At 71.4% G+C, this 23,109-nt stretch carries 19 protein-coding genes; 10 read left to right on the plus strand and 9 right to left on the minus strand.

The window, feature by feature from the left end:
• The first annotated feature begins 15 nt into the window (after positions 1-15).
• Together AB0K67_RS28655 and AB0K67_RS28660 are read left to right on the plus strand one after the other, a co-directional pair.
• Positions 16-780, plus strand: coding sequence for an aldolase/citrate lyase family protein (locus tag AB0K67_RS28655; protein WP_364066499.1), 765 nt, complete (start codon positions 16-18; stop codon positions 778-780).
• A 1,148-nt stretch (positions 781-1,928) separates the two neighbouring features.
• Positions 1,929-2,723: a hypothetical protein gene (locus AB0K67_RS28660; RefSeq protein ID WP_364066501.1), complete on the plus strand. Its 795-nt coding sequence runs from the start codon at positions 1,929-1,931 to the stop codon at positions 2,721-2,723.
• A gap of 157 nt (positions 2,724-2,880) precedes the next feature.
• Here the strand turns inward: AB0K67_RS28660 and AB0K67_RS28665 are convergent, their stop codons facing one another.
• Both AB0K67_RS28665 and pobA read right to left on the minus strand, forming a co-directional pair.
• The gene (locus tag AB0K67_RS28665) at positions 2,881-3,192 is read right to left on the minus strand and encodes a DUF6401 family natural product biosynthesis protein (protein ID WP_364066503.1); all 312 of its coding nucleotides are present in this window, start codon (positions 3,190-3,192) and stop codon (positions 2,881-2,883) included.
• Between the two features lie 299 nt (positions 3,193-3,491).
• Positions 3,492-4,652: a 4-hydroxybenzoate 3-monooxygenase gene (pobA, locus tag AB0K67_RS28670; protein WP_364066505.1), complete on the minus strand. Its 1,161-nt coding sequence runs from the start codon at positions 4,650-4,652 to the stop codon at positions 3,492-3,494.
• Positions 4,653-4,732: 80 nt separating this feature from the next.
• On the opposite strand from pobA, the gene AB0K67_RS28675 reads away from it, so the two are divergent.
• The gene (locus AB0K67_RS28675) at positions 4,733-5,479 is read left to right on the plus strand and encodes an IclR family transcriptional regulator (RefSeq protein ID WP_364066508.1); all 747 of its coding nucleotides are present in this window, start codon (positions 4,733-4,735) and stop codon (positions 5,477-5,479) included.
• Positions 5,480-5,486: 7 nt separating this feature from the next.
• Here the strand turns inward: AB0K67_RS28675 and AB0K67_RS28680 are convergent, their stop codons facing one another.
• A complete protein-coding gene (locus AB0K67_RS28680; protein ID WP_364066511.1) occupies positions 5,487-7,244 on the minus strand; it encodes a thiamine pyrophosphate-dependent enzyme in 1,758 nt (585 codons plus the stop codon).
• 82 nt (positions 7,245-7,326) lie between these two features.
• Between AB0K67_RS28680 and AB0K67_RS28685 the strand changes: the two genes are divergently transcribed.
• On the plus strand, positions 7,327-8,220 hold the full coding sequence (locus tag AB0K67_RS28685; protein WP_364066514.1) for an NAD(P)H-binding protein: 894 nt from the start codon (positions 7,327-7,329) through the stop codon (positions 8,218-8,220).
• A 72-nt stretch (positions 8,221-8,292) separates the two neighbouring features.
• On the plus strand, positions 8,293-9,711 hold the full coding sequence (locus tag AB0K67_RS28690; protein WP_364066517.1) for an FAD-dependent oxidoreductase: 1,419 nt from the start codon (positions 8,293-8,295) through the stop codon (positions 9,709-9,711).
• A 132-nt stretch (positions 9,712-9,843) separates the two neighbouring features.
• Here the strand turns inward: AB0K67_RS28690 and ligD are convergent, their stop codons facing one another.
• Both ligD and AB0K67_RS28700 read right to left on the minus strand, forming a co-directional pair.
• The gene (gene ligD, locus AB0K67_RS28695; RefSeq protein WP_364066520.1) at positions 9,844-11,037 is read right to left on the minus strand and encodes a non-homologous end-joining DNA ligase; all 1,194 of its coding nucleotides are present in this window, start codon (positions 11,035-11,037) and stop codon (positions 9,844-9,846) included.
• A gap of 53 nt (positions 11,038-11,090) precedes the next feature.
• A complete protein-coding gene (locus AB0K67_RS28700) occupies positions 11,091-11,837 on the minus strand; it encodes a crotonase/enoyl-CoA hydratase family protein (protein ID WP_364066523.1) in 747 nt (248 codons plus the stop codon).
• 337 nt (positions 11,838-12,174) lie between these two features.
• On the opposite strand from AB0K67_RS28700, the gene AB0K67_RS28705 reads away from it, so the two are divergent.
• Complete coding sequence (locus AB0K67_RS28705; protein ID WP_364066526.1) at positions 12,175-12,492, plus strand: hypothetical protein; 318 nt, start codon at positions 12,175-12,177, stop codon at positions 12,490-12,492.
• Here AB0K67_RS28705 and AB0K67_RS28710 read toward each other — a convergent pair.
• The gene (locus tag AB0K67_RS28710) at positions 12,469-14,127 is read right to left on the minus strand and encodes an acyl-CoA dehydrogenase family protein (RefSeq protein ID WP_364066529.1); all 1,659 of its coding nucleotides are present in this window, start codon (positions 14,125-14,127) and stop codon (positions 12,469-12,471) included. The two genes, AB0K67_RS28705 and AB0K67_RS28710, sit on opposite strands and share 24 nt — an antisense overlap.
• Before the next feature lie 31 nt (positions 14,128-14,158).
• On the opposite strand from AB0K67_RS28710, the gene AB0K67_RS28715 reads away from it, so the two are divergent.
• On the plus strand, positions 14,159-14,911 hold the full coding sequence (locus AB0K67_RS28715; protein WP_364066532.1) for a PaaX family transcriptional regulator C-terminal domain-containing protein: 753 nt from the start codon (positions 14,159-14,161) through the stop codon (positions 14,909-14,911).
• Between the two features lie 7 nt (positions 14,912-14,918).
• Here the strand turns inward: AB0K67_RS28715 and AB0K67_RS28720 are convergent, their stop codons facing one another.
• On the minus strand, positions 14,919-15,833 hold the full coding sequence (locus AB0K67_RS28720) for a hypothetical protein (protein WP_364066535.1): 915 nt from the start codon (positions 15,831-15,833) through the stop codon (positions 14,919-14,921).
• Between the two features lie 177 nt (positions 15,834-16,010).
• Entirely contained in the window at positions 16,011-17,408 is a 1,398-nt protein-coding gene (locus tag AB0K67_RS28725; protein WP_364066538.1) for a glutamate--cysteine ligase, read from the minus strand.
• 112 nt (positions 17,409-17,520) lie between these two features.
• Here AB0K67_RS28725 and AB0K67_RS28730 point away from each other — a divergent pair, with 112 nt between their 5' ends.
• From AB0K67_RS28730 to polX, 3 genes are all read left to right on the plus strand, one after another.
• A complete protein-coding gene (locus tag AB0K67_RS28730; RefSeq protein WP_364066541.1) occupies positions 17,521-18,558 on the plus strand; it encodes a zinc-dependent alcohol dehydrogenase family protein in 1,038 nt (345 codons plus the stop codon).
• Positions 18,559-18,732: 174 nt separating this feature from the next.
• Positions 18,733-19,701 carry an aldo/keto reductase gene (locus tag AB0K67_RS28735; protein ID WP_364066544.1) on the plus strand — a complete coding sequence of 323 codons (969 nt, stop codon included), beginning with the start codon at positions 18,733-18,735 and terminating at the stop codon, positions 19,699-19,701.
• A gap of 437 nt (positions 19,702-20,138) precedes the next feature.
• Entirely contained in the window at positions 20,139-21,818 is a 1,680-nt protein-coding gene (gene polX / locus AB0K67_RS28740) for a DNA polymerase/3'-5' exonuclease PolX (RefSeq protein WP_364066547.1), read from the plus strand.
• Positions 21,819-22,642: 824 nt separating this feature from the next.
• On the opposite strand, the gene AB0K67_RS28745 is transcribed toward polX, so the two are convergent.
• On the minus strand, positions 22,643-23,080 hold the full coding sequence (locus tag AB0K67_RS28745; protein ID WP_364066550.1) for a YkvA family protein: 438 nt from the start codon (positions 23,078-23,080) through the stop codon (positions 22,643-22,645).
• Between the last annotated feature and the right edge of the window lie 29 nt (positions 23,081-23,109).

Here is a 23,109-nt window from a genome sequence, read left to right on the forward strand (position 1 = left end):
GAGTCAGGAGATGCCGTGACCGCAGCCGAGTTCGCCAGGAAGATCCGCAACCGGGAACGATGCGTCGGCTACTGGGTGGTCCTGGACGCGCCCGTCGCCACCGAGCGGCTGGCCCGCCTCGGCTACGACTACGTGGCACTCGACGGCCAGCACGGCTTCATCGGCACCGATGGCCTGCTCGCCAACCTCATGGCGATCGACGCGGGCGGCCGGTCCGCCGGGCTCGTACGCGTGGAGTCCGGCGACCCCGCGATGATCGGCAGAGCGCTGGACTTCGGGGCGGCCGGTATGATCGTGCCGCTGGTGGACACCGCCGACGACGCCGCCCGGGCGGTCTCCGCCGCGCGTTACCCGGCCGCGGGACGCCGCTCGTACGGGCCTATGCGCTCGATGCTGCGCATCGGGCCGACGCCTGCGGAGGCGGACGAGAGCGTGCTGGTCCTCGCCATGATCGAGACGCCGGACGGGCTGGCGAACATCGAGCGGATCTGCGCCACGCCGGGCCTGGACGGCGTGTACGTCGGCCCGTCCGACCTGTGCCTCGCCGTGGGCGGCCGGTTCCCGAACGACCCCGAGGTCGCCGATGTCTTCGAGGCGGCGCTCGAACGCATCCGTACGGCGGCGGCCGACGCCGGCATCGCGGCCGGCATCCACAACCCGAGCGGCGAGCAGGCGGCACGGCGGCTGGCGGAGGGCTTCACGTTCGCCACCGTCGCCTCCGACCTCCTCCACCTGGAACAGGCCGCCGCCGCCCACCTGAAGACCGCCACCTCCGGCTGACCTGCCCCTCCCCTCCTTTCCGCGCCAGCGCCCTTTCCCCTCTAGCGCCCTTTTCGCACCAGAACCCGGCCGTACCGAGAACCGCCGCGCCTCCGCCATTGCGCGCTCCGAGTCGCGGCGCCCCTCAGCCGTCGCGCCCTCCGCCGCCAGGAGCGGTCCGCCACCGCGCCCCCTCCGCCGACGGGAGGTGATCCACCGCCCGCACACCCTCCGCCACCAGGAGCGGTCCACCGTCGCACACCCTCCGCCGCCAGGAGCGGTCCGCCGCCGCGCACCTGAAACGCGCCGTGCACGGCTCGCGCCATCCGGAGGCGAGCCACTGCACCTCCCCTGCCTGTGGAAGGAGGAGGTGCAGTGACGGCCCTTGACGTGAACGCGCGGATTCGCGTCAGGCGGAGGCTGTGCCACGCAGTGGAGAACTCGCTCCTGTGCTGTGCGAGGAAGGTGATGGACGGCGCTCGGCGTGGATACTCGGAAGCTGGGCGGCAGGTAGACCGGTGGCCCGGCAGGGCGGTAACTCGGCAGGGCCGGCAGCCCGGCGGCTGGTAGCCCGGCAAGGCCGGTAACCCAGCACGGCCAGCAGCCCAGCACGGCCGGTAACCCAGCACGGCCGGTAACCCAGCACGGCCAGCAGCCCAGCACGGCCGGTAACCCAGCAAGGCTTGTGGCCCGGGAGAGCCGGTGGGCCGACCAGGGGCGGTGGCGGACCAAGGCCGAAACCAGCGCCCAGCCGGGGACCGAGACCAGCAGCCAGCCGAGGCCGAGATCAGCGGCCTGCCGAGGGCCGAGACCGATAGCCTGCCGGGGGCCGAGACCAGCGGCCAGCCGAGGGCCGAGACCGATAGCCTGCCGGGGGCCGTGGTTTCGGGTGCGGGGACCGAAGCCGGCCTGTCATCGGCCCGAAGCGCGCCGCCCTTTCTCGCACGTTCCGAACCGTCTCATCCCCCGGTCCGTCTCACGCGTCCCGCATCGTCTCACGGGTCTCCCACCGTCTCACGCGTCCCGCGCCTTCCCACGACCACCGCACCCGCAGCACTCGTGCCATATGGGAAGTTTTGACCATAAAGCGAACTAAATGGTGGCGCTCCGCGTATAGGCGGTTTCTGTCCGGGTAGCGCCGAGGCATTGGCTCCTCGGAGGAGGAAACCGTGGACATCAACCTCGGCCAAGGCATATCGGACGCCTGGCGGTCAATAGCGACGTTCGTTCCCAAGCTGGTCGCGTTCCTGGTGATTCTCATCATCGGGTGGATCGTGGCCAAGGCTCTGGAGAAGGTCGTCGACAAGGTACTCGATCGGGTCGGTTTCGACCGGGTGGTCGAGCGCGGCGGGATGCGGCGCTGGTTTGAGCGCAGCAAGTACGACCCGAGCAGCCTGATCGCAAGGATCGTCTTCTACGCGATCCTGCTGATCACCCTGCAGATAGGCTTCAACGTCTTCGGGCCCAACCCGGTCTCGTCGTTGCTGGCGGCAGTGGTGAGCTGGCTGCCTCTCGCCATCGTGGCCATCGTGATCATCGTGGTGACGGGCGCCATCGCCAAGGCCGTCAGGGACATCCTGTCCGGCGCGCTCGGCGGCCTGTCGTACGGACGGTGGATTGCGACCGCGGCGGCGGTGTTCATCTGGGCGCTCGGCATCATCGCGGCGCTCAACCAGATCGGCGTCGCCACGGCCGTCACCACGCCGGTGCTGATCACCGTGCTGGCCACCATCGGCGCGATCGCGGCCATCGGCATCGGTGGTGGGCTCGTCCGGCCGATGCAGCAGCGCTGGGAGCGCTGGCTGGGCCGCATCGAGGCGGAGGCTCCGCAGGCCAGGGCGCACGCGGAGGCGTACCAGCGCGGGCGGGAGGACGCTCGCGCGATGAGCGGCGAGGAGACCGAGCCGATGCGCACCACGCCGCGCGGCGGCGGCGCCACCCGCTCGGACATGCCGCCCGGCTGACCCGGCGCACGCCGGCGCTCCAGCGCCCTCGGCGTCTCCGGTGCCCTCGGCGTCTCCGGCGCTTCCGGCGCCTCAGGGCGTCTTCGCGCAGCCTCGCCGGCGGCGCCACCGGCACGAGCCCCGGGCGATCCGCTTGGGGCACGTGCCGCGCCGGGGATCAGGCCGGGTGGCCGTCCTCCAGGAGGCCCAGCTCGCGGGTCAGCCAGCACACCGCGGTCAGCCGCAGGGACGCCGCGTCGGGCTCGCCGGTGTAGGTCCAGCCGCGGTGGCGAAGCTCGTCGAGGAAGCCGAGCAGGTAGTCGCCCAGCGTCTCCCGGTCGAGCGGGATGGCGTCGCGCAGTGCCGCGGCGTGCTGGTCGATCGCGGCGACCAGTCCGGGGTCACTGCCCATGCGGGCGAGCTGGGCTTCGCCCAGGGTGTCCATCAGCCAGCGCAGGGGCGAAACCGCCCATCCATCCTCGAAGACCACCCGCACACTTTAAAGCATTGTTCAAGGTCAGCCCCCTGAAGGGCCAGCTGGTCGCCGCTGCCGGCGAGCGTCACAGTGGCGGCCTCCAAGGGTGGGACGGAAGGAGGTCAGCCCCCTGAAGGGCCAGCTGGTCGCCGCCGTCGGCGAGCGTCACAGTGGCGGCCTCCAAGAGTGGGACGGAAGGAGGTCAGCCCCCTGAAGGGCCGGCGCGACGCTGTGCGGGTCGCTCTCCGGAGGCGTCGTGACGGGGGTCTTCGGGGATAGGACGAAGCGGTCAGCCCGCCCGAGGTGACCGCCTCCTAGAACGGCAGCCCGACGTAGTTCTCGGCGAGCGTCGTCGCGGCGGCCTCCGACGAGGTGACGTAGTCCAGGTACGACAGCTGCAGCCGCCGTGCGTACGCGTCGTCCTCGTCGAAGGTGTGCAGCAGCGTCGTCATCCAGTACGAGAAGTGCTGCGCCCGCCACACCCGCTTGAGGCAGGTCTGCGAGTACGCGTCGAGCAGCTCGGTCGTGCCGTCCTTGAAGTACGCGGTGAGCGCCTCGGTGAGCACCCGCACGTCGGCCACGGCCAGGTTGAGCCCCTTGGCGCCGGTGGGCGGGACGATGTGGGCGGCGTCGCCGGCCAGGTAGAGGCGGCCGTACTGCATGGGCTCGGCCACGAAGGAGCGCATGGGCGTGACGCCGCGTTCCAGGATCTCGCCGGTGGCCAGCTCGAAGCCGGGCACGGTCTCCAGGCGGGCCTTCAGCTCGCCCCAGATGCGCTCGTCCGGCCAGTCGTCGAGCCGCGCGTCCGGCGGCACCTGGAGGTAGAAGCGGCTGATGGCGGGCGTGCGCATGCTGTGCAGGGCGAAGCCGCGCTCGTTCCTGGCGTAGATGAGCTCCTCGGAGGAGGGCGCGACGCGGGCGAGGATGCCGAGCCAGGCGAAGGGGTAGTTACGCTCGTAGATCGTCAGCACGCCTTCGGGGATGGACGGCCTGGACACGCCGTGGAAGCCGTCACAGCCGGCGATGATGTCGCAGTCGAGCCGCTCGCCCCCGAAGGTCAGGTACGGCCGCTCCGAATCCACGTCGTGCACCGCGACGTCCTCGACCTCGAAGCGCAGGTCACCGCCGGCGGCGAGGCGGGCGGCGATGAGGTCCTTGACGACCTCCTGCTGCCCGTAGACGGTGATGGACCTGCCGGGCACCAGCTTCTCGAAGGCGATGCGGTGGCCCGCGCCGCCGTACCTCAGCTCGATGCCGTGGTGCGGCAGGCCCTCGCGCAGCATCCGCTCGCCGACGCCGGCCTCGACCAGCGTGTCCACCGTGCCCTGTTCGAGCACGCCGGCCCGCACCCGGCGCTCGACGTACTCGCGGCTGCGCTTCTCCAGCACCACGGAGGAGATGCCGCGCAGGTGAAGCAGATGAGACAGCAGCAGTCCAGCAGGACCTGCACCGATGATCCCGACCTGAGTTCGCATGAGGGAAAGCATGGTGGTTCGAGGTGATCTATCCGAGAGGCCCCTTCCACTGAGCGGAAACGCGGTGCAGGATCGTGAACATGTCAGGCGGTTCCCGCGAGGCTGGGCGCTCGGTGACGTCCAAGGTCCTGGCCATACTCGGCGCGTTCGACGCGGCGCATCCCCAGCTCACGCTGACCGAGCTGGCCCGGCGCAGCGGGCTGCCGCTGAGCACCGCGCACCGGCTGGTCGGCGAGCTGGAGGCGTGGCGGGCGCTGGGGCGCGGGCCGGACGGCCGGCTGCGGGTGGGGCCGCGGCTGTGGGAGCTGGGCCAGCTCGCGCCGAACCGGCTGCAGGAGCTGGCGCATCCGTGGCTGCAGGAGCTGTTCGCCTCGACGGGCGAGAACGTGCACCTCGCAGTCAGGGACGGCCTCGAGGTCCTGTACGTGGACAAGGTGTACGGCAGGCGGGCGGTGCCCATCGTGTCGCGGATCGGCGGCCGGCTGCCGATGCACCCGACGGGCGTGGGCAAGGCGCTGCTGGCGTACGAACCCGACTGGTTCGTCAAGTCCTACCTGGCGCGCAAGCTCGAACGCCCCACCCCGCACACGATCATCGAGCCCGGCCGGCTGGCCAGGGAGCTGACGGCGGTGCGGGCCCAGGGGTACGCGCTGACGTACGAGGAGATGACGCTCGGCTCCTGCTCGGCGGCGACCCCGGTGCTGGTGGACGGGCGCGCGGTGGCGGCGCTCGGCATCGTGCTGTCCTCGCGGCGGGCCCGCGAGCTGCCCCGGTTGGTGGAGCCGCTGCGGGCCGCCGCCGCCGAGATCGCCCGTGCGCTGTCATGAGACGGGTTCAGAGCTTCTGGATGCGGTCCCTGAACAGGGTGGTCGCGATGGCCGACCGGTGCGGCTGCCCCTTGAGGAACGCCTGCGCGAAGCTCTTGGCCTGGTCGTAGGAGACCTTGCCGGGCATGGGCGGCTCGTTCGGGTTGACGTCCACGTCCACCAGGGCCGGGCCGTCGTGCGCGAGCGCCTGGCCGACGGCGTGGGCGACGTCCTCCGATTTGGACACCTTCGCGCCGAACCCGCCGCACGACCTGGCCCAGGCCGAGAAGTCCGCCTCGGGCTCGGCGTAGCGCACGCCGTGCTCGGGGAAGCCGAGCACCATCTGCTCCCACAGGATCTGGCCGAGCGCGTTGTTGTTGTTGATGATCACCTTGACCGGCAGCCGCTGCTGCACGGCGGTGAGGAACTCGGCCATCAGCATGGAGAAGCCGCCGTCGCCGACGTAGGCGATGACCTGCCGGCCGGGGAAGGCGTGCTGCATGGCGATGGCGTACGGCAGGCCGTTCGCCATCGAGGCGAGCGTGCCCGACAGGTAGAACTCGCGCTCGCCGCGGATCGTCCAGTGGCGCGCCGCCCAGGTGGCGACGGTGCCGCTGTCGCAGGTCAGGATCGCGTCGTCGGTGGCCAGCTGGTCCAGGATGGACATGACGTACTGCGGCGCGATGGGCTCGCGGTCGGGGTTCTCCAGCGCCTCCATGTCGGCGCGCCACTTCGCCATCATCTTCTGGTACTTCGCCAGGTGGCCGCGGTCCTTGCGGGCCAGCAGCGGCAGCAGCGCCCGCAGCCCCTCCTTGGCGTCGCACACGACCGGCACGTCGGTCGCGATGCGCGCGCCCGCCCTGGTCGGGTCGGCCTCGAACTGCACCACCCGGGCGTCGCGCGTCTCGGGCAGGAACTTCGAGTACGGGAAGTTCGTGCCGACCATGAACAGCACGTCGGCGTCGTCCATCAGCTCCTCGCTCGGCCGGGTGCCGAGCAGTCCGAGCCCGCCCGTCGTGTACGGCGAGTCGTCCGGCACGACCGCCTTGCCGGGCAGCGTCTTGACGATCGGCGCGCCCAGCGCCTCGGCCACCTCCAGCACCTCCTGGCGGGCGTGCAGCGCGCCCTGCCCGACCAGCATGGCGGGGCGTTCCGCCCGGTTGAGCACCTCGGCCGCCCACTCCAGGTCCTCTCGCCTGGGCAGGCCGGACGGCTGGAGGTAGACGGGCGCGGTCTCGGGTGCGCGGGCGGGTGCGACGTTCCGGTACGGGTCCCAGCCCTCCTCCGCCACCTGGATGTCGTTGGGCAGCGCCAGGTGGGCGACGCCGCGCCGCGCGTAGGCGGTCCTGACGGCGAGGTCGACCAGCGACGGGAGCTGCACCGGGTTGGTGATCATCATGTTGTACTCGGCCACGTCGGCGAACAGCTTGTCCAGGTGGACCTCCTGCTGGTAGCCGGTGCCGAGCACGGAGGTCTCCTGCATGCCGGTGATGGCCAGCACGGGGTGGTGGTCGAGCTTGGCGTCGTACAGGCCGTTGAGCAGGTGGATGGCGCCGGGGCCCGAGGTGGCCAGGCAGACGCCGATGCGGCCGGTGGCCTTGGCGTAGCCGGTGGCCATGAAGGCGGCGGCCTCCTCGTGGTGGACGAGGACGAAACGGATCCGGTCACGGTGGCGGCGCAGGGCCTCCATGACGCCGTTGATGCCGTCACCCGGAAGCCCGAAGACGGTGTCGACTCCCCATGCGGCGAGGCGTTCGACCAGCGATTCCGATGCGATACGAGCCATGGGACGCGCCCTACCCCGCCCGGAGGACGACATACGCACTGATCTACGGACATTTCTCCATGTGGGCGGGTAGGGGGCCGTCATGCGCATACTGGTCACGGGAGCCACCGGCACACTCGGCGGGGCGCTGGTACCCGCCCTGCTCAAGGCGGGGCACGAGGTGCGCGCGCTGAGCCGGGCCAAGCGGGAGGATCGCGGCAGCGTCGAGTGGATCTGGGGCGATCTGATCTCCGGCAACGGGGTCGAGGAGGCCGTCGAGGGGGTGGACGCGATCGCCCACCTCGCCACCAGCGGCCGCAAGGGGCGCGGCGCGGTGGACGTGCCCGGCACCAGGGCGCTGCTGATCCTGGCGCGCGCGGCGGGGGTGCCGCACGTGCTGTTCACCTCGATGGTCGGCGCCGACAAGGCCGCGTACGGGCACCTCCGGCACAAGCTGGAGGCCGAGCGGCTGGTCATGGAGAGCGGCCTGGGCTGGACGATCCTCCGCACGACCCCGTTCCACCAGTGGCTGCACCGCAGGCTGAGCGACCTGTCGTCGCTGCCGGTGCTGCCCGTGGACCGCTCGCTGCCCTGGCAGCCGGTGCACACCGGCGAGGTCGCCACGCGGGCCGCCGCACTGCTCAGCGCCTCGCCGGCCGAGCGGGAGATCGAGTTCGGCGGGCCGCAGGTGATCGACACCGAGGAGCTGGTCACGGTGTGGCTGCGGTCCTCGGGACTGCGCCGGCCGTGCGTTCCCGTACGGTATCCGGGCCGTCTGTACGCCGCCCAGCGAGCAGGCGCGCTGCTCACGGATGCCGAGCCCAAGGGCGAGATCGGCTGGCGCGACTACCTGCTCCCGCCCGAACCGATGCTGTCCGACGACTTCGCCACCGAGCACACCGCCTCGCCCACGAGCCCGGCGAACCAGCCTGAGCATGACCCCGACCTGCGCGTTTACGGGGGCGACGAGGGTTACGAGCGTCAGACACGCAGCTAGTGGTTTGTCCTGTTTCATTACACTTCGCCGACTTGTTGGTCTGGCGAGTGGTACTGGACAATGTGTCCGGTGATGAGAGGCATCCCGCTGACCAGAGACTTCGCCAACGGCGGCGTCTCCTTCTGGTACCGGCAGATCGGCCTGCCCGCACGGCGGCCCGCGCTGCCCGGCCCCCGTGACTACGACGTCGCCATCGTCGGCGGCGGCTACACCGGCTTGTGGACCGCGTACTACCTCAAGAAGGCCGACCCCGGCCTGCGCATCGCGATCCTGGAGAAGGAGTTCGCCGGGTTCGGCGCATCCGGGCGCAACGGCGGATGGCTGTCGGCCGAGTTCGCCGGCTCCCGCAAGCGCCACGCCAAGGCGCGCGGCAAGCAGGCCATGATCGATCTGCAGCGGGCCATGTTCGCCTCCGTGGACGAGGTCATCGACGTCACCCGCGCCGAAGGCATCGACGCCGACGTGCACAAGGGCGGGCTGATCCACGTCGCCACCAACCCGGCGCAGCGGCGGCGGCTGCGCGCCGAGGTCGCCGACCTGCGCCGCTGGGGCTACGGCGAGGCCGACATGCGCATCATGGAACGTGCCGAGCAGCGCGAGCGCGTCCAGGTGGCGGGGGCGATCGAGGCCGCGTACTCGCCGCACTGCGCCCGCATCCAGCCCGCCAAGCTCGCCGTCGGGCTCGCCGCCGTCGTGGCCGGGCTCGGCGTGGACATCTACGAGGACACCACCGTCACCGAGATCCGCCCCAGGAACGGCGGCGGCAAGGCGACCGCGCTCACCACCCGGGGCGACGTCACCGCCGAGTACGTCATCCGCGCCACCGAGGGCTTCACCGCCAGCCTCCACGGCCAGCACCGCCAGTGGCTGCCGATGAACAGCTCGATGATCGTCACCGATCCGCTGCCGCCCGACGTGTGGAAGCACATCGGCTGGCAGGGCAGCGAACTGCTGGAGGACGAGGCCCACGCCTACGTCTACGCCCAGCGCACCGCCGACGACCGGATCGCGATCGGCGGGCGGGGCGTGCCGTACCGGTTCGGCTCGCGTACCGACCGGCGCGGCGTCACCCAATCGCAGACCGTCGCGCTGCTGTGGCGGATGCTGGTCAAGCTCTTCCCCGCCGCCGTGGACGTGCCGGTGGCGCACGCCTGGTGCGGAGTGCTCGGCGTGCCCCGCGACTGGTGCTCGACCGTGCACCTCGACCACGCCAGCGGGCTCGGCTGGGCCGGCGGCTACGTCGGCAGCGGCGTCACCACCACCAACCTGGCCGGGCGTACCCTGCGCGACCTGGTGCTGCGCCGCGACACGCCGCTGACGCGGCTGCCGTGGGTGGGCCGCCAGGTGCGGCAGTGGGAGCCCGAGCCGCTGCGCTGGATCGGCGTGCAGCTCATCTACGCGCTGTTCCGGGCCGCCGACCGGCACGAGAACGAGCGCGGCACCCGGACCTCGCCCTACGCCCACCTGGCGAACTTCATCGCCGGCCGCTGAACGCGCGGGCACGACCCGGGTCCGCCGGTCGGCCGGAGGCCGCCGGTCCGCCGGCCGGCTGGAAGCCTCCGAAGCCGCAGACACCCGCAGGCCGACCGGAGGCCGGCTTGCCGGCCGCCGGACCCGCCCCGGTCAGTCCGAGGCGCCGCGCCAGGGGTCGTAGTCGACCTCGAGCGGCTCCTGCGGGGGCCGCTCGCCTTCGGGCACGTGCTGCAGGTTGACCCGGATGCGGTACCAGACGCTGCTGCGCCCCCGCATGCCGTCCACCAGCACATCGGCGGGCTCCAGGTGGGCCGCGGCCTTCGGATGGCGGGCCTTCCACCGTTCGAACCCGGCCATCGCCTCGTCCTTGTGCTCGGCCCTGGCGATCTCGATCAGCGGCTTGGTCTGCCGCCTGCGCCCGGTGCCCTTGGGCGGCTTGGGCGGCGGGCCCAGCTCCTCGGCCAGCGCGAGCAGGCCGTCGAGCGAGCCGGGGTGAAGGTCCATGTCCTCCCAGGGGTCGCCGCGCTCGGCCAGCCGCGCCGGCACGGTGTCGATCGTGTACGCCTCAGGACGGCAGCCCGGCACCTCGTCCCACGTCAGCGGCGTGGAGACCCGGGCGTCCTCGACCGCCCGCACCGAGTAGGCGGAGGCCACCGTGCGGTCGTAGGCGTTCTGGTTGAAGTCGACGAACACCCCGTGGCGCTCCTCCTTCCACCACCGGCTGGTCGCCAGGCCGGGCGCGCGCCGCTCCACCTCGCGGGCCACCGTCTCGGCCGCCTTGCGCACCTGCGAGAACGGCCACCGCCGCTCGATGCGGGCGTACACGTGGAAGCCTCGCGAACCCGACGTCTTGGGCCAGGCCACCAGCCCGTGGTCGGCCAGCACCTCCCGCGCCACCTGCGCCGTGGCCAGCACGTCGGCCCACGCGACGCCCGGCACGGGGTCGAGGTCGATGCGCAGCTCGTCGGGCCTGGACAGGTCGTCGGAGCGTACGGGATGGGGGTTGAGATCGACGCAGCCCAGGTTGACCACCCACAGGAGCTGCGCGAGGTCGGTGCAGACCACCTCCTCGGCGCTCAGCCCCGAGCGGTACTTCAGCTCCGCCACCTCGATCCAGTCGGGCCGCTTGGCCGGGGCCCGCTTCTGGAAGAACGCCTCCTGCTCGATGCCGTGCACGAAGCGCTTGAGCACCATCGGCCGCCCGTGGACGCCCCGCAGCGCCGCCTCGCCCACCGCCTGGTAGTAGCGGACCAGGTCGAGCTTGGTGTGCCCGGTCCGCGGAAAGACCACCTTGTCGGGGTTGGTGATGCGGACCGCACGCCCGGCGACCTCGATGTCAGGCATACGGTCACCATACGCGCGCCCACCGACAACCCCCGGGAAGGCGACACGGGCTCCTAGGCGGGGAAGGCGCCGTGGCGGCCGGCGCCCGCCGCGAAGCGGGCCGCGCCTTCGGAGGCGTCCGGCAGCGACATCAGGCCGTGGCGCAGCTCGTTCCGCATCGCCTCCTCCTCCGTCAGCCCCTCCTGCTCCAGCACCGACATCCGGTCGCCGCGCAGGCACGCCTGCGGGAACCGGGCGATCTCCGCGGCCAGCTCCTCGGCGTGGCGCCGCGTGGTGCCGGTGGGGACGAGCCGGTTCGCCAGCCCGATCTCGTACGCCTCCCGCCCGCCGACCGGCCGTCCGGTGAGGATCATGTCCATGGCTCTCGAGGTGCCGATGAGCCGCGGCAGCCGTACGGTGCCGCCGTCGATGAGCGGCACGCCCCACCGGCGGCAGAACACCCCGAACACCGCGTCCTCCTCGGCGACCCGCAGGTCGCACCAGAGCGCGAGCTCCAGCCCGCCCGCGACGGCGTGCCCGGCGACGGCCGCGATGACCGGCTTGCCGAGCCGCATCCTGGTCGGCCCCATCGGCCCGTCGCCCTGCTCGGCGACGCGGTTGTCGAGCGCCTTGAGGTCGGCTCCCGCGCAGAACGTGCCGCCCTCGCCCCACAGCACCGCCACGCTGGCGTCACTGGCCTCGAACTCGCGGAACGCGTCGGCCAGCGCGTCGGCGGTCTTGCGATCGACGGCGTTGCGCGCCTCCGGCCTGCTGATCACCACGGTGGTCACCGGCCCCTGGCGCTCCACGCGTACGGTCATGTGACCCTCCTCGGGGATACGTGCCTCGGAGAACGTGCCGAGCGTACGTCCTCACCCCTCTCCCGCCCAGCGCCCACTTCGAAGCGATTTTTCACCTCAAAGCTGCGAATATCCCTCCCGGCTTTTGTTCGACGCAGGAAAAGCGTTTGCGAGATAACGCGAAAGACCATCACTTTGTCTTTCCTTGATGCGATGATGAGCGCCATGCCGTCAGCGGCCACGGGATGTCGCACATCGCGACTCAGCGCAGCTCAGAGCCCTGCTCGAGACCAGTCGGCGCACTCACATCGAAAGTGAACGCAGCACACGAATGCGCAGCCTTATGGAGGAGATTCTCATGCTGTCCGCTCATTGGCCGGTCTACAGCCCTTTCGCGAAGGAACACTTCGGACGCGGCTTCGCGGAAGGCTTCGCGACCGGTTTCGCTGAGGGCATGGAAGAAGGCAGGGCGGCGGGCATGGCCACGGCGCTGCTGAAGGCGCTGGACGCCCGCCGCATCGACGTCCCCGGCGACCTCCGCACCCGCATCACCACCTGCACCGACCCGGCACGGCTCGACACCTGGCTCACCCGCGTCCTCTCGATCCCGACGCTCGACGACCTGTTCGGCGAAGACGGCGAGACGGCGGGCTCAGAGGGTGACCGAGCCTGCTAGGAGGGTGTCGAAGGGGTCGGTGGCGGGGCGGTCGAGGCCGCGGAGTGGGCCGGGGTCGGTGAGGTGGGTTTCGGCGTAGAGGCGGGCGACGAGGGCCTTGCGGTCGTCGTCGATGCCCCACGTCGCCTGGTTCTCCAGCAGCGCGGCGGCGTACACGTCGGCCATGAACTGCGCCAGCGGGTAGAGGCGGGCCTCGGCGGTGGCGCGGTCGAGCCCCGACCAGACCTCGATGGCCTTGGCGAGGTCCTCCACACGCGCCTGGACGAGGTCTGAGGTGGCGAGCGTGCGCAGGTGGGCGAGGAAGGGCAGGTGGGCCTGCTCCTTCTCCATGGCGCGCCGTACGTCGAGGCAGAGGATGTTGTCGCCGCCCTCCCAGATGGGGTTGACCTGGGCGTCGCGCAGGAGCCTGGCGACGGGCCACTGTTCGATGTAGCCGTTGCCGCCGTGCACCTCGATCGCGTCACTGGCGGCGGTGACGCCGAGGCGGGAGGCGCGCAGCTTGATGAGGGCGGGCGCGAGCCGCAGCCGGGGCCCCACGTGCCCGTCGAAGACCATGGCCTGCGCGGCCTCGACCTCGACGATCAGCTTGCTGAGCTTGCGGCGCATCAGCGGCTGCTCGATGAGGGGCCTGCCGAACGCCTCGCGGGCGGAGGCGTAGCAGACCGACTCGACGAGCGCGCGCCTGGCCACGCCGACGCCCATCATGGCGACGCCGAGCCGCGAGGTGTTGGTGAGCTTCATCATGGTGCCGAGCCCGGAGCCGCCGCCCGCGGGGTCGGCGAGCAGGAAGGCCTCGGCGCCGGTGAGCTCGACCTCGGCGGACGCCACCGATCTGGTGCCGAGCTTGTCCTTGAGCCGCCGGATGCGTACGCCGTTGCGGCTGCCGTCCCGCCGCTCCCACAGCACCAGGAACGGCGCGACCGCCCCCTCGGGCAGCCGGGCGAGCACGACGAAGGCCGAGCCGCCCGCGTTGGAGGCGAACCACTTGAGGCCGTCCAGCAGCCACGCGTCGCCGGCGGGCGTGGCGGTGGTCTCCAGCGCGGCGAGGTCGGAGCCGCCGGTCCGCTCGGTGAACATCTGGGCGGCCTCGCCGGAGTAGTAGCCGTTGGCGAAGATCTCCCTGACCCGGTCGCGTACGTCCGGGGGCGCGTGCTTCTCGGCGAGCGAGACCACCATGTCGCCGCCAGTGCCGAGCGCGCAGCCCATGCCGATGTCGGCCTGGTCGAGCAGGTACGTCCAGGCGGCGGCCAGCGCGGCCGGGTCGGCCCCGTTCGCACGGGCCTGTTCGGCGAAGGCGGGCGAGGTGAAGTTGTCGGCCATGAGCGCGTCGCGGGCGGCGTGGAAGGACGGCGGCATGACGACCTCGCTGACGTCCCTGCCCCACTTGTCGTACTTCTCCAGCCGCGGCGGGTTGCGGTCGGTCTCCTCGGCGCAGCGCGCGATGAGGCCGCCCATCAGCTCGCCGAGCCGGTCGAGGTGCGGCTCGGCCCAGGCGTAGCCGTCGCCGAGCAGGCGGCGCATGAGCAGGCGGAGCGTGGGGTCGCAGCGCCACCAGTTGCGGCCCTGCGCGCCCTGGTAGCGCTCGGTGGCGTAGCGGTCGCTGTGGTCGTACGGCTCGACGAGATACCGGCTCATATTCGCGGATGTTACATATACTCGACACGCGATGGAAGAGCGTAATCGAACGCTGAGCGCCCGATCGGCGGTGCTGAGCGCGCTGCTGGGCAGCCACCCGCCCCGCCTGCCCGCCCGGGACCTGGTGCGCATCGGGGCGCTGTTCGGCATCGCCGAGGGCACGGTGCGAGTGGCGCTGTCGCGCATGGTCGCGGCGGGCGACCTGGTGCAGTCAGGCGGCATGTACGCGCTGTCGCAGCGCCTGGTCGAGCGCCAGGCCAGGCAGGATGAGAGCCGCGACCCCCATGTCAAGCCGTGGGACGGCACGTGGGAGGTGGTCGTGGTGACCGCCGAGCGGCGCGCGCCCGCGGACCGGGCCGCGTTCCGGCACACCATGACCGCGCTGCGCCTGGCGGAGCTGCGCGAGGGCACCTGGATGCGCCCGGCGAACCTGGTGCGGGTCTGGCCGGAGATCGTCACCGCGCAGTGCACGCTCATCGACGGCCGCCCGCACGACGATCCCACTCCCCTGCTGTGGGACCTGGACGGCTGGGCGGCGGAGGCGGTGCGGCTCGAACGCGCGCTGGACCGGGTGCTGGAGACCGGTCTCGGCGGGGCGCGCGAGACGGGCGGGCTGGCCGAGGGCTTCCTCGTCTCGGCCGCGGTGCTGCGCCACCTGCTCGCCGACCCGCTGCTGCCCGGTGAGCTGCTGCCGGACGGCTGGCCCGGGGCCCGGCTGCGGGAACGCTACGACGACTTCGACCGCCGCTACCGGGAGGTGCTGCAGGAGCACCTGCGCAGCTAGGTAACGGTCACAGCGGCACGGCGAAGATCGTGCGCTTGTTGCGGAACTCGGTGACGCTCCACAGCCTGCCGTCCTGCACGGTCAGGTCCTCGGGGCCGATGGGGAACGGCCGGGTGGTCAGTGTGTCGCCGTCGAAGACCCGGAGCCTGCCGTTGGTGGTGGCGTTGACGGCCTGGCTGAGGTACCACTTGCCGTCGTACGACACCGCGCCCTGGATCTTCTCCTGCCCCGTGATGTAGGCGTCCTCGGGCGCCCCGCCCTCCATGTCGAGCGGCCAGCGCGCCACCCACCCGTTACCGTCGCCCTCGCGGTACTCGCCGGTGATGAGCCTGGGCGTGTCGCCGCTGCGGTCGATGGCGACGTACGAAAAGCGCGGCCCGGCCTGGGCGACCCGCCAGAAGTCGGTCTGGGGGACGATGTAGCGGTAGCCGAAGGCGTGCAGCTTGCCGCCGTGCCGGCCGATCCTGTCGGGGTCGCCGAGGTCCTTCTGCGCGGTGCGCAGGTCGAGAATGTGGCGGAGGTCGAAGACGCGCAGGCCGCGCACGGTGTCGGCGACGTAGAGCAGGTCGCCGTGGCAGGCGATGCCGCCGGCGTGGATGTTGATCGGCCCGTACGACCCGTCGGGCTTGGCCAGCACCAGCAGCGCGTGCTGGTATTTCAGCGTCTGGGGGCTGAAGAACGAGACCCTGATGCCGCGCTCGCCCGCCGTCGGCTTGAAATACCAGCTGATCATGAACGCCGGGACGCCGATGCCGCCGGAGTCGTCGCTGCCGGTCAGGCCCTGGGGGTACCAGTCGGGGGTGTTCTGGTCGCCGTTGTCGAAGGCGTACCAGATCGGCGGCCGGGGATTCATCGATCCCATCGCGGCGGCCGCGCCCTTGTTCGTGCCTCTCCTGTTGGCGTTGGCGAGCACCGCCTCCACGGCGGTGCTGCCGATTTCGCCAGCGAGTTTGTCCGCTCCCTCCGCCAGATCGCCCGTCGCCCGATTCAGCGCAAAACGTGCTGTATCGGTGGATACCATCCCCGATGCCGCCATATTGTCCTCACCTTTTCCGTCTCTTGACCAGTTTGACGGACGGGCGAGAAATATGGTTTGCACTTACTTCCACAAATGCACGGGCAGCCCGGAAAGCGCGAGTTCACGGTAACGCCGCACCATGCGCCCCCGGTCGCCGCCGAAACGCGCCAGCGCCTCGCGCTGCCACACAGAACCGGTGCGCCGCAGCCTGGTCCGCTGCGCGATGACGTCCAGCGCCCGGTCCGCGTCCGACGCCGTCACCCCGGCCTTGAGCAGGCCGTCCCGCGCCTCGGGCAGCAGCGAGAGCACCAGCTCGGCGGCCTCGTACTCGCCGTCCCTGCCGGGCCACGACAGCTTGGCGTCGAGGCCGTCCATGGCCGCGCGGTAGAAGTTCTGGTACGCCTGCGCGAAGCGGTAGCCGGTCAGGTCCCGCTCGGCCTGCGACAGCGTCAGCCCCAGCAGGAACGCCGTGTTGGCGGCCATGTCCGCGCAGGACGGCCCCGCGGGCAGGGCGCGCAGCTCGATCCGCAGGTGACCGCCGTCCGCGGGGTCGTAGACGGGGCGGTTCCACTGCCAGATCGTGCCCTGGTGCAGCCGCAGCTCCGGCACCTCGTGCTCCGGCGCGCCCTCGGTGATGTCGGGCACGATGGGGTCGTAGTCCCGTACGTACCGCTCGAACAGCTCGTGCGCGCCCTCGCGCACCCAGTCGGAGCCGAACGTCACCCGCCCGTCCCTGCGCTCCGGCCGCTGCACGTCGCGGTCGTCGGCCGCCTCCTCCATGAGCGCGATCCGCGTCTCCTCCCACAGCTCGCGCCCCAGGAAGAACGGCGAGTTGCCGCACGCGGCCAGCACCGGGCCGATCGCGAGCTGCGCGGCGTTGAACAGCCGGGCGAAGCTCTCCGGCGGGGTGCGGATGTGCACCTGCCAGGAGGTGTTGGCGCTCTCCAGGATCACGTCCTCGACGGAGAGCTCCAGGTTGCCGATCTTCACCAGGAACGGTTCGAGCCGCAGCCGCCGCAGGCCCCTGCTCATGGCGCGGTAGCGGTTCTGGTCGCTCATCGCGCCCAGCGTGAAGTGCCCGGCGTCGAGCGTCGGCAGGATGCCGATGGGCAGCGCGCCGCCGCCCGCCACCGCGCCGTCGATCTTGGTGATGGCCTCCTGGACCTCCGCGCCCAAGGTCTCGAACGGCCGCCCCGCCAGCGGGATGGGGGTGAGGTTGACCTCTATGTTGTAGCGGCCCAGCTCGAGCACCACGCGGGGGTCGCCCAGGGCGTCGCGCACCTGGTCGTTGCGCTGCAGCGGCATGCCTTCGTCGTCGATGAGGAACAGCTCCAGCTCGGCCCCGATCGTCACGGGACCCTCGCCGAAGCCGGGGGTGGTGAGCAGCTCGCGCAAGACCGAGAGCTGCTGCTGGATGCGCTCGCCGAAGCGGGCGAACTCCGCCTCGGTGAATCGCTCCTTTTCGAGATCCTTACCCATCACCCTCTTCTGTCCAAGAGTTGGTCGTTAACACGTGTTCCGGCGGAGGTTCAGGTCACATGCCGCTCCCGGGGATTGCGCGACCTGCGGCGACGCGCTCTAAGCTCGGGGGATGCGCGCGGTTGCCTTTGACATCTTCGGTGGTGAGCTCGACGTTCGTGAGCTGCCCGACCCTTCCCCCGCCCCGCACGGCGCGGTGATCAGAGTCGAGGCGACGGGGTTGTGCCGGTCCGACTGGCACGGCTGGCAGGGGCACGACCCCGACATCAAGGTCCTGCCTCACGTGCCGGGCCACGAGCTGGCGGGCGTGGTCGAGGCGGTCGGCTCCGACGTACGGGGCTGGCGGCCGGGGGCGCGGGTCACGGTGCCGTTCATCTGCGCCTGCGGCTCCTGCCCCTCCTGCGCTACCGGCGATCAGCAGGTCTGCGAGCGGCAGACCCAGCCCGGCTTCACGCACTGGGGCTCGTTCGCCGAGTACGTCGCCATCGACCACGCCGACGTCAACCTCATCGCCGTTCCCGAGGACATGGCCTTCGCCACGGCGGCCGGGCTCGGCTGCAGGTTCGCCACCGCGTTCCGCGCCGTGGTCCAGGTCGGCGAGGTGCGTCCGGGCGAGTGGGTGGCCGTGCACGGCTGCGGCGGCGTCGGCCTGTCGGCCATCATGATCGCCACGGCGGCCGGGGCCAGGGTCGTCGCGGTCGACATCAGCACCGACGCGCTGCACCTGGCCGAGCTGGCCGGCGCCACCCACTTCGTCAACGGCTCGGCCGGCGACGCGGCCGCCCAGGTCAGGGAGCTGACCAGAGGCGGTGCGCACGTCTCGCTCGACGCGCTGGGCAGCCCGCAGACGTGCGCGGCCTCCGTCGAGAGCCTGCGCCGCAGGGGCCGCCACGTCCAGGTCGGCCTGCTGCCAGGCGGGCCGACGCCGGTGCCGATGGTCCGCGTGATCGGCCACGAGCTGCGGCTGCTCGGCAGCCATGGCATGGCGGCGCACGCGTACCCGCCGATGCTGGAGATGATCAGGGCCGGGATCCTGCACCCCGACCAGCTCGTCACCCGCACGATCGGGCTCGCCGACGCGGGCAAGGCGCTGGCGTCGATGGGCTCGGTGCCGGGCGTCACCATGATCACCCCTCGCTCCGCACCCTGACCATCCGCTCCGCACCCTGACCATCCGCCCGGACCTCGGGACCCCCGCCCGGCCATCTCGCCGGACCTCCCGCCCGGGGCGCCCGACCGGCCGGGCGCCCCGCTCGCCGGCCCTCGTGATCGGCCGTACACCCCTCACCGGATGAGCGGGAGGCCGGGACGTAGGGTGAGGTTCATGGATTATGTGCGTCTTGGTAATACGGGTTTGAAGGTCTCCCGGGTGTGCCTCGGCATGATGAGCTACGGCGACCCCGCCAAGCTGGAGTGGTCGTTGCCGTACGACCAGGCCGAGCCGCTCATCCGCAGGGCCGCGGACGGAGGCGTCACGTTCTTCGACACCGCCGATGTCTACAGCACCGGCGAGAGCGAGGTCGTGACCGGCAAGGCGCTGCGCGCGATCTTCCCCAGGCGGGAGGACTACGTGCTGGCGACCAAGGTGTGCTTGCCGATGGGCGACGGCCCCAACGACCGCGGCTTGTCACGCAAGCACATCCTCGACAGCATCGACGCCTCGCTGCGCCGCCTCGGCACCGACTACGTGGACCTGTACCAGATCCACCGCTGGGACGACGAGACGCCGATCGAGGAGACGATGGAGGCGCTGAACGACGTGGTCAGGGCCGGTAAGGCCCGCTACATCGGCGCTTCCAGCATGTACGCCTGGCAGTTCGCCAAGGCCCAGCACGTGGCCGAGGTGAACGGCTGGACGAAGTTCGTCTCGATGCAGAACCACTACAACCTCCTCTACCGCGAGGAGGAGCGGGAGATGCTGCCGCTCTGCGCCGACCAGGGCGTGGGCGTGATCCCATGGAGCCCGCTGGCGCGCGGCGTACTGGCCAGGGCCGGTTCGTCCGCCTCGACCGCGCGGGCCGGATCCGACCAGCGCATCGCGTACCTGTACGACCCCGAGAACGACAAGCTGATCCTCGACCGGGTCGCGCAGCTCGCGGCCGACCGGGGTGTGCCCGCCGCGCAGCTCGCGCTGGCGTGGGTGCTGCGCCGTCCCGAGATCACCGCGCCCATCGTGGGGGCCACGAAGGAGGGTCACGTGGACGACGCGCTCGCCGCCGTGTCGGTGACGCTGACGGACGACGAGGTGCGGTTCCTGGAGGAGGCGTACCGGCCGCGCGAGGTGCGGCTCTAGGAGGCGTCGCCTTCGGGGCGGTGGCCGGCCTTGGCCTGCCGGACCAGCTCGTACACGCGTGACCGCGGCTCGGCGGAGCGCGGCAGGGATCGGGGTGGTGAGCTGGTCACGGCGGTCCGGCGGGCCGGACGCGGCGAGCGCCTCGTCGCGCACGTCGAGCATGGGCGTCACGTCCGCCCGCGGGGCGGTGGTCATCTCAGCCTTTCCGCTGGGTGGCCCGCCGGCCGGTGTACCAGCGCAGCAGCCGGGCCTCCGCGGCCCTGAACCCCGGTAGTCCGGAGAAGATCGCGCCGATCGATTGTTGACCATCTCCCATGATCCCCTTGCGCTAGGAGAGCGTTGGACTCGCGGACGCTCTGTCCGGCCGTGTCATTGACAATTTCGTCGGCAAATCGGGCTGCGCGGAATTGTCGGAGCGAGGCCCTAAGGTGGGGGGCATGCGGGCAAACGAGGAGGCTGCGGCGGCGCTGCAGGAATACGCCGAGCTGTTCGCGCTCACCGGCGGCGACGCCTTCAGGGTGCGCAGCTACCAGAAGGCGGCGAAGGCCATCGCGGGGTTCCCCGAGGACATCTCGGTCGTCGACGTGCGCTCGGTCCCGGGGGTCGGCGAGGCGATCGCGAAGAAGATGGAGGAGTTCCTGCAGCGCGGGAGCTTCCGCCAGCTCGACGACCTGCGCGGGCGTGTCCCCGAGGGCGTGCGGCGGCTGACCAGGGTCCCCTCGCTCGGGCCCAAGACCGCCATCATGCTGTACGAGGACTTCGGCATCGACTCCACCGAGGCGCTCAGCGAGGCCATCACCTCGGGCCGGCTCGACGGCGTCAAGGGCCTCGGCCCCAAGACCCTGGCCAACCTCCTCAAGGGCATCCAGCAGCTCGAGCAGTCGGGCCGCCGGGTCCACATCGGCATCGCGATGGCGCTGGCCGAGCAGGTGATGGAGTCGCTGAAGGCCGAGCGCATCGCGTACGCGGGGTCGCTGCGGCGCATGAAGGACACCATCGGCGACATCGACATCCTCGCCGTGGCGCCCGAGTCGATCATGAGCGACTTCCGCGCCCAGCCCTACGTCGCCGAGGTCATCGCCGCCGGCGACAAGAAGACGTCCGTACGCACCACCTCCGGCATCCAGGTCGACCTGCGGGTGGTGCCGGCCGGGTCGTGGGGCGCGGCCATGCAGTACTTCACCGGCTCCAAGGAGCACAACGTCGCCATCAGGGAGCTGGCGGTCAAGAAGGGCTGGAAGCTATCCGAGTACGGGCTGTTCGAGGGCGACCGGGTGATCGCCGCCGAGTCCGAGGAGGACATCTACCACGCGCTGGGCATGCAGTACGTACCGCCGCCACTGCGCGAGGACGGCGGCGAGGTCAAGGCGGCGCTGGCCGGCGAGCTGCCGGTGCTGGTGGAGCTGGGCGACCTCAAGGGCGACCTGCACACCCACACCGACCTCACCGACGGCATCGCGACGCTCGAGGACATGGTGGCCGCCGCCGCTGCCCGCGGCTACTCCTACTACGCGGTCACCGACCACGCCCCCGACCTGGCGATGCAGCGCATGACCCTGGACAAGGCGCTGGAGCAGCGCGGGCGGGTGGCCGAGCTGCAGGCGAAATACCCGAAGATGCGGCTGCTGCACGGCACCGAGCTCAACATCGCGCCCGACGGCTCGGTCGACTGGCCCGAGGAGATCCTGCGGGAGTTCGACGTGTGCGTGGCCTCGGTCCACTCCCACTTCACGATGTCGCGCGACGAGATGACCCGCCGCTTCATCGCGGCCTGTGAGAATCCGTACGTCGACATCATCGGCCACCCCACCACCCGCAAGATCGGCAAGCGGCCGCCGGTCGACGCCGACTGGGACGCCGTCTTCCGCGCCGCCGCCCGCACCGGCACCGCCATGGAGATCGACTCCTACCCCGACCGCTCCGACCTGCCGTCCGACCTGGTACGGCTGGCCCGGCACCACGGGGTCAAGTTCTCGATCGACAGCGACTCCCACGCGATCCCGCACCTCGCGCACCAGCGCTACGGGGTGGGCATCGCGCAGCGGGCCTGGCTGACAACGGACGACGTCATCAACACCTGGCCCCTCGACCGGCTGCTCGCCTTCCTGGGCAGGTAGGTTTCCCCGGTTCGCTTGCTTGGGCAGGCGGGTCTGCCCCGAGTCATCACCCGGAGCCGTGACGCCGGCCCCCACCTCCAGGACCTGCCACGACACCCGAGGAGCCCAACCGCCTGACCCACCGCCTGACCCCACCGCCTGACCCGAGCGGACGGCCTGCCGGGCGCCAGGCGAGCGAGGCGGGAGCCGGGCGGGGCGCAGCCGCGCGAGGCGGGAGCCGGGCGGGGCGCAGCCGCACGAGGCGCAGCCGCACGAGGCGCAGCCGCACGAGGCGCAGCCGGACGACGGTGTTCCCTGGGTCGGTCACCAGATGCGCGGGCCTACATGGCAGGCCAGCGGAAGCACGACACGTGCGCGAGGTTTTCCCCGCCCGCGAAGCACGTCCACGCGACCTACGTGCCAACGCCACTCACCGCCCCGAGCGCCCGATGCGACTCAAAAGGCGAACCCAAGGATCAGAAACCCGAGCGCAGGATCCTGTCGTCGGTGCGGCTCGCCCGCCTCCAGTCCCACCGCGAACGACCCACCACGCCGTCACCTCAGGACCGACCCACCACACCATCGCCTCAGGACCGACCCACCACGCGGTCGCCTCGGGACCGGCTTTCCACGTGGTCGCCTCTGGAACCACCGTCCAGCCGCCACAACCTGCCTGCCGTCCATCGCGCGGAGACGATCGAGCCGCGTGAGGCCGTCAGCGCCTTTGCGGGCTTCCTCCGTGGGTGGGCGGTGGCAATCACGCTGTTCGCGAAGCCCCCCGCGCCTTGATCGGCTTGCGGTGGGTTGCACCGGCGGAAGGCGAAGCCCGCCGGTGGGGCGGGTGCTCACCGTGGAGACTCAGGCGCATCAGGAGTGCTCAGGCCGGTGAGGCGGGTGAGGGCGGTGAAGCCGTCCGGGGTGCCGGGCCAGTGGCGGCGTACCGTGTCGAGGCCGGCTCGCCGCACCACCGACCGCAGGACGGCCGCCACGACGATGGCGTCGTCGGCGTACCCGATGACGGGGATGAAGTCCGGTATCAGGTCGATCGGCACCGCCAGGTAGGCGACCAGCAGCCAGAGCCGCACCCGTACGCCACGGGGCAGATCCCGGTCGGCGGCGAGGCGGCGAACGAGTCGCAGCATGTCGGGCAGCAGCCGCAGCGACTCCCGGAGCAGCCCGCCGCGCGGCCGGACGGCGGCGAGCACGACCACCAGCGCCACCCAGCAGACCACGACCGCGACCGCCACCCCGATCAGCAGATCCCACCACCACGTATCGGTCAACCGCTCGACACCTTTCCCACCGCCGACAA

Source organism: Nonomuraea sp. NPDC052634 (assembly GCF_040678535.1).
Classification (GTDB): Bacteria; Actinomycetota; Actinomycetes; order Streptosporangiales; family Streptosporangiaceae; genus Nonomuraea; species Nonomuraea fastidiosa.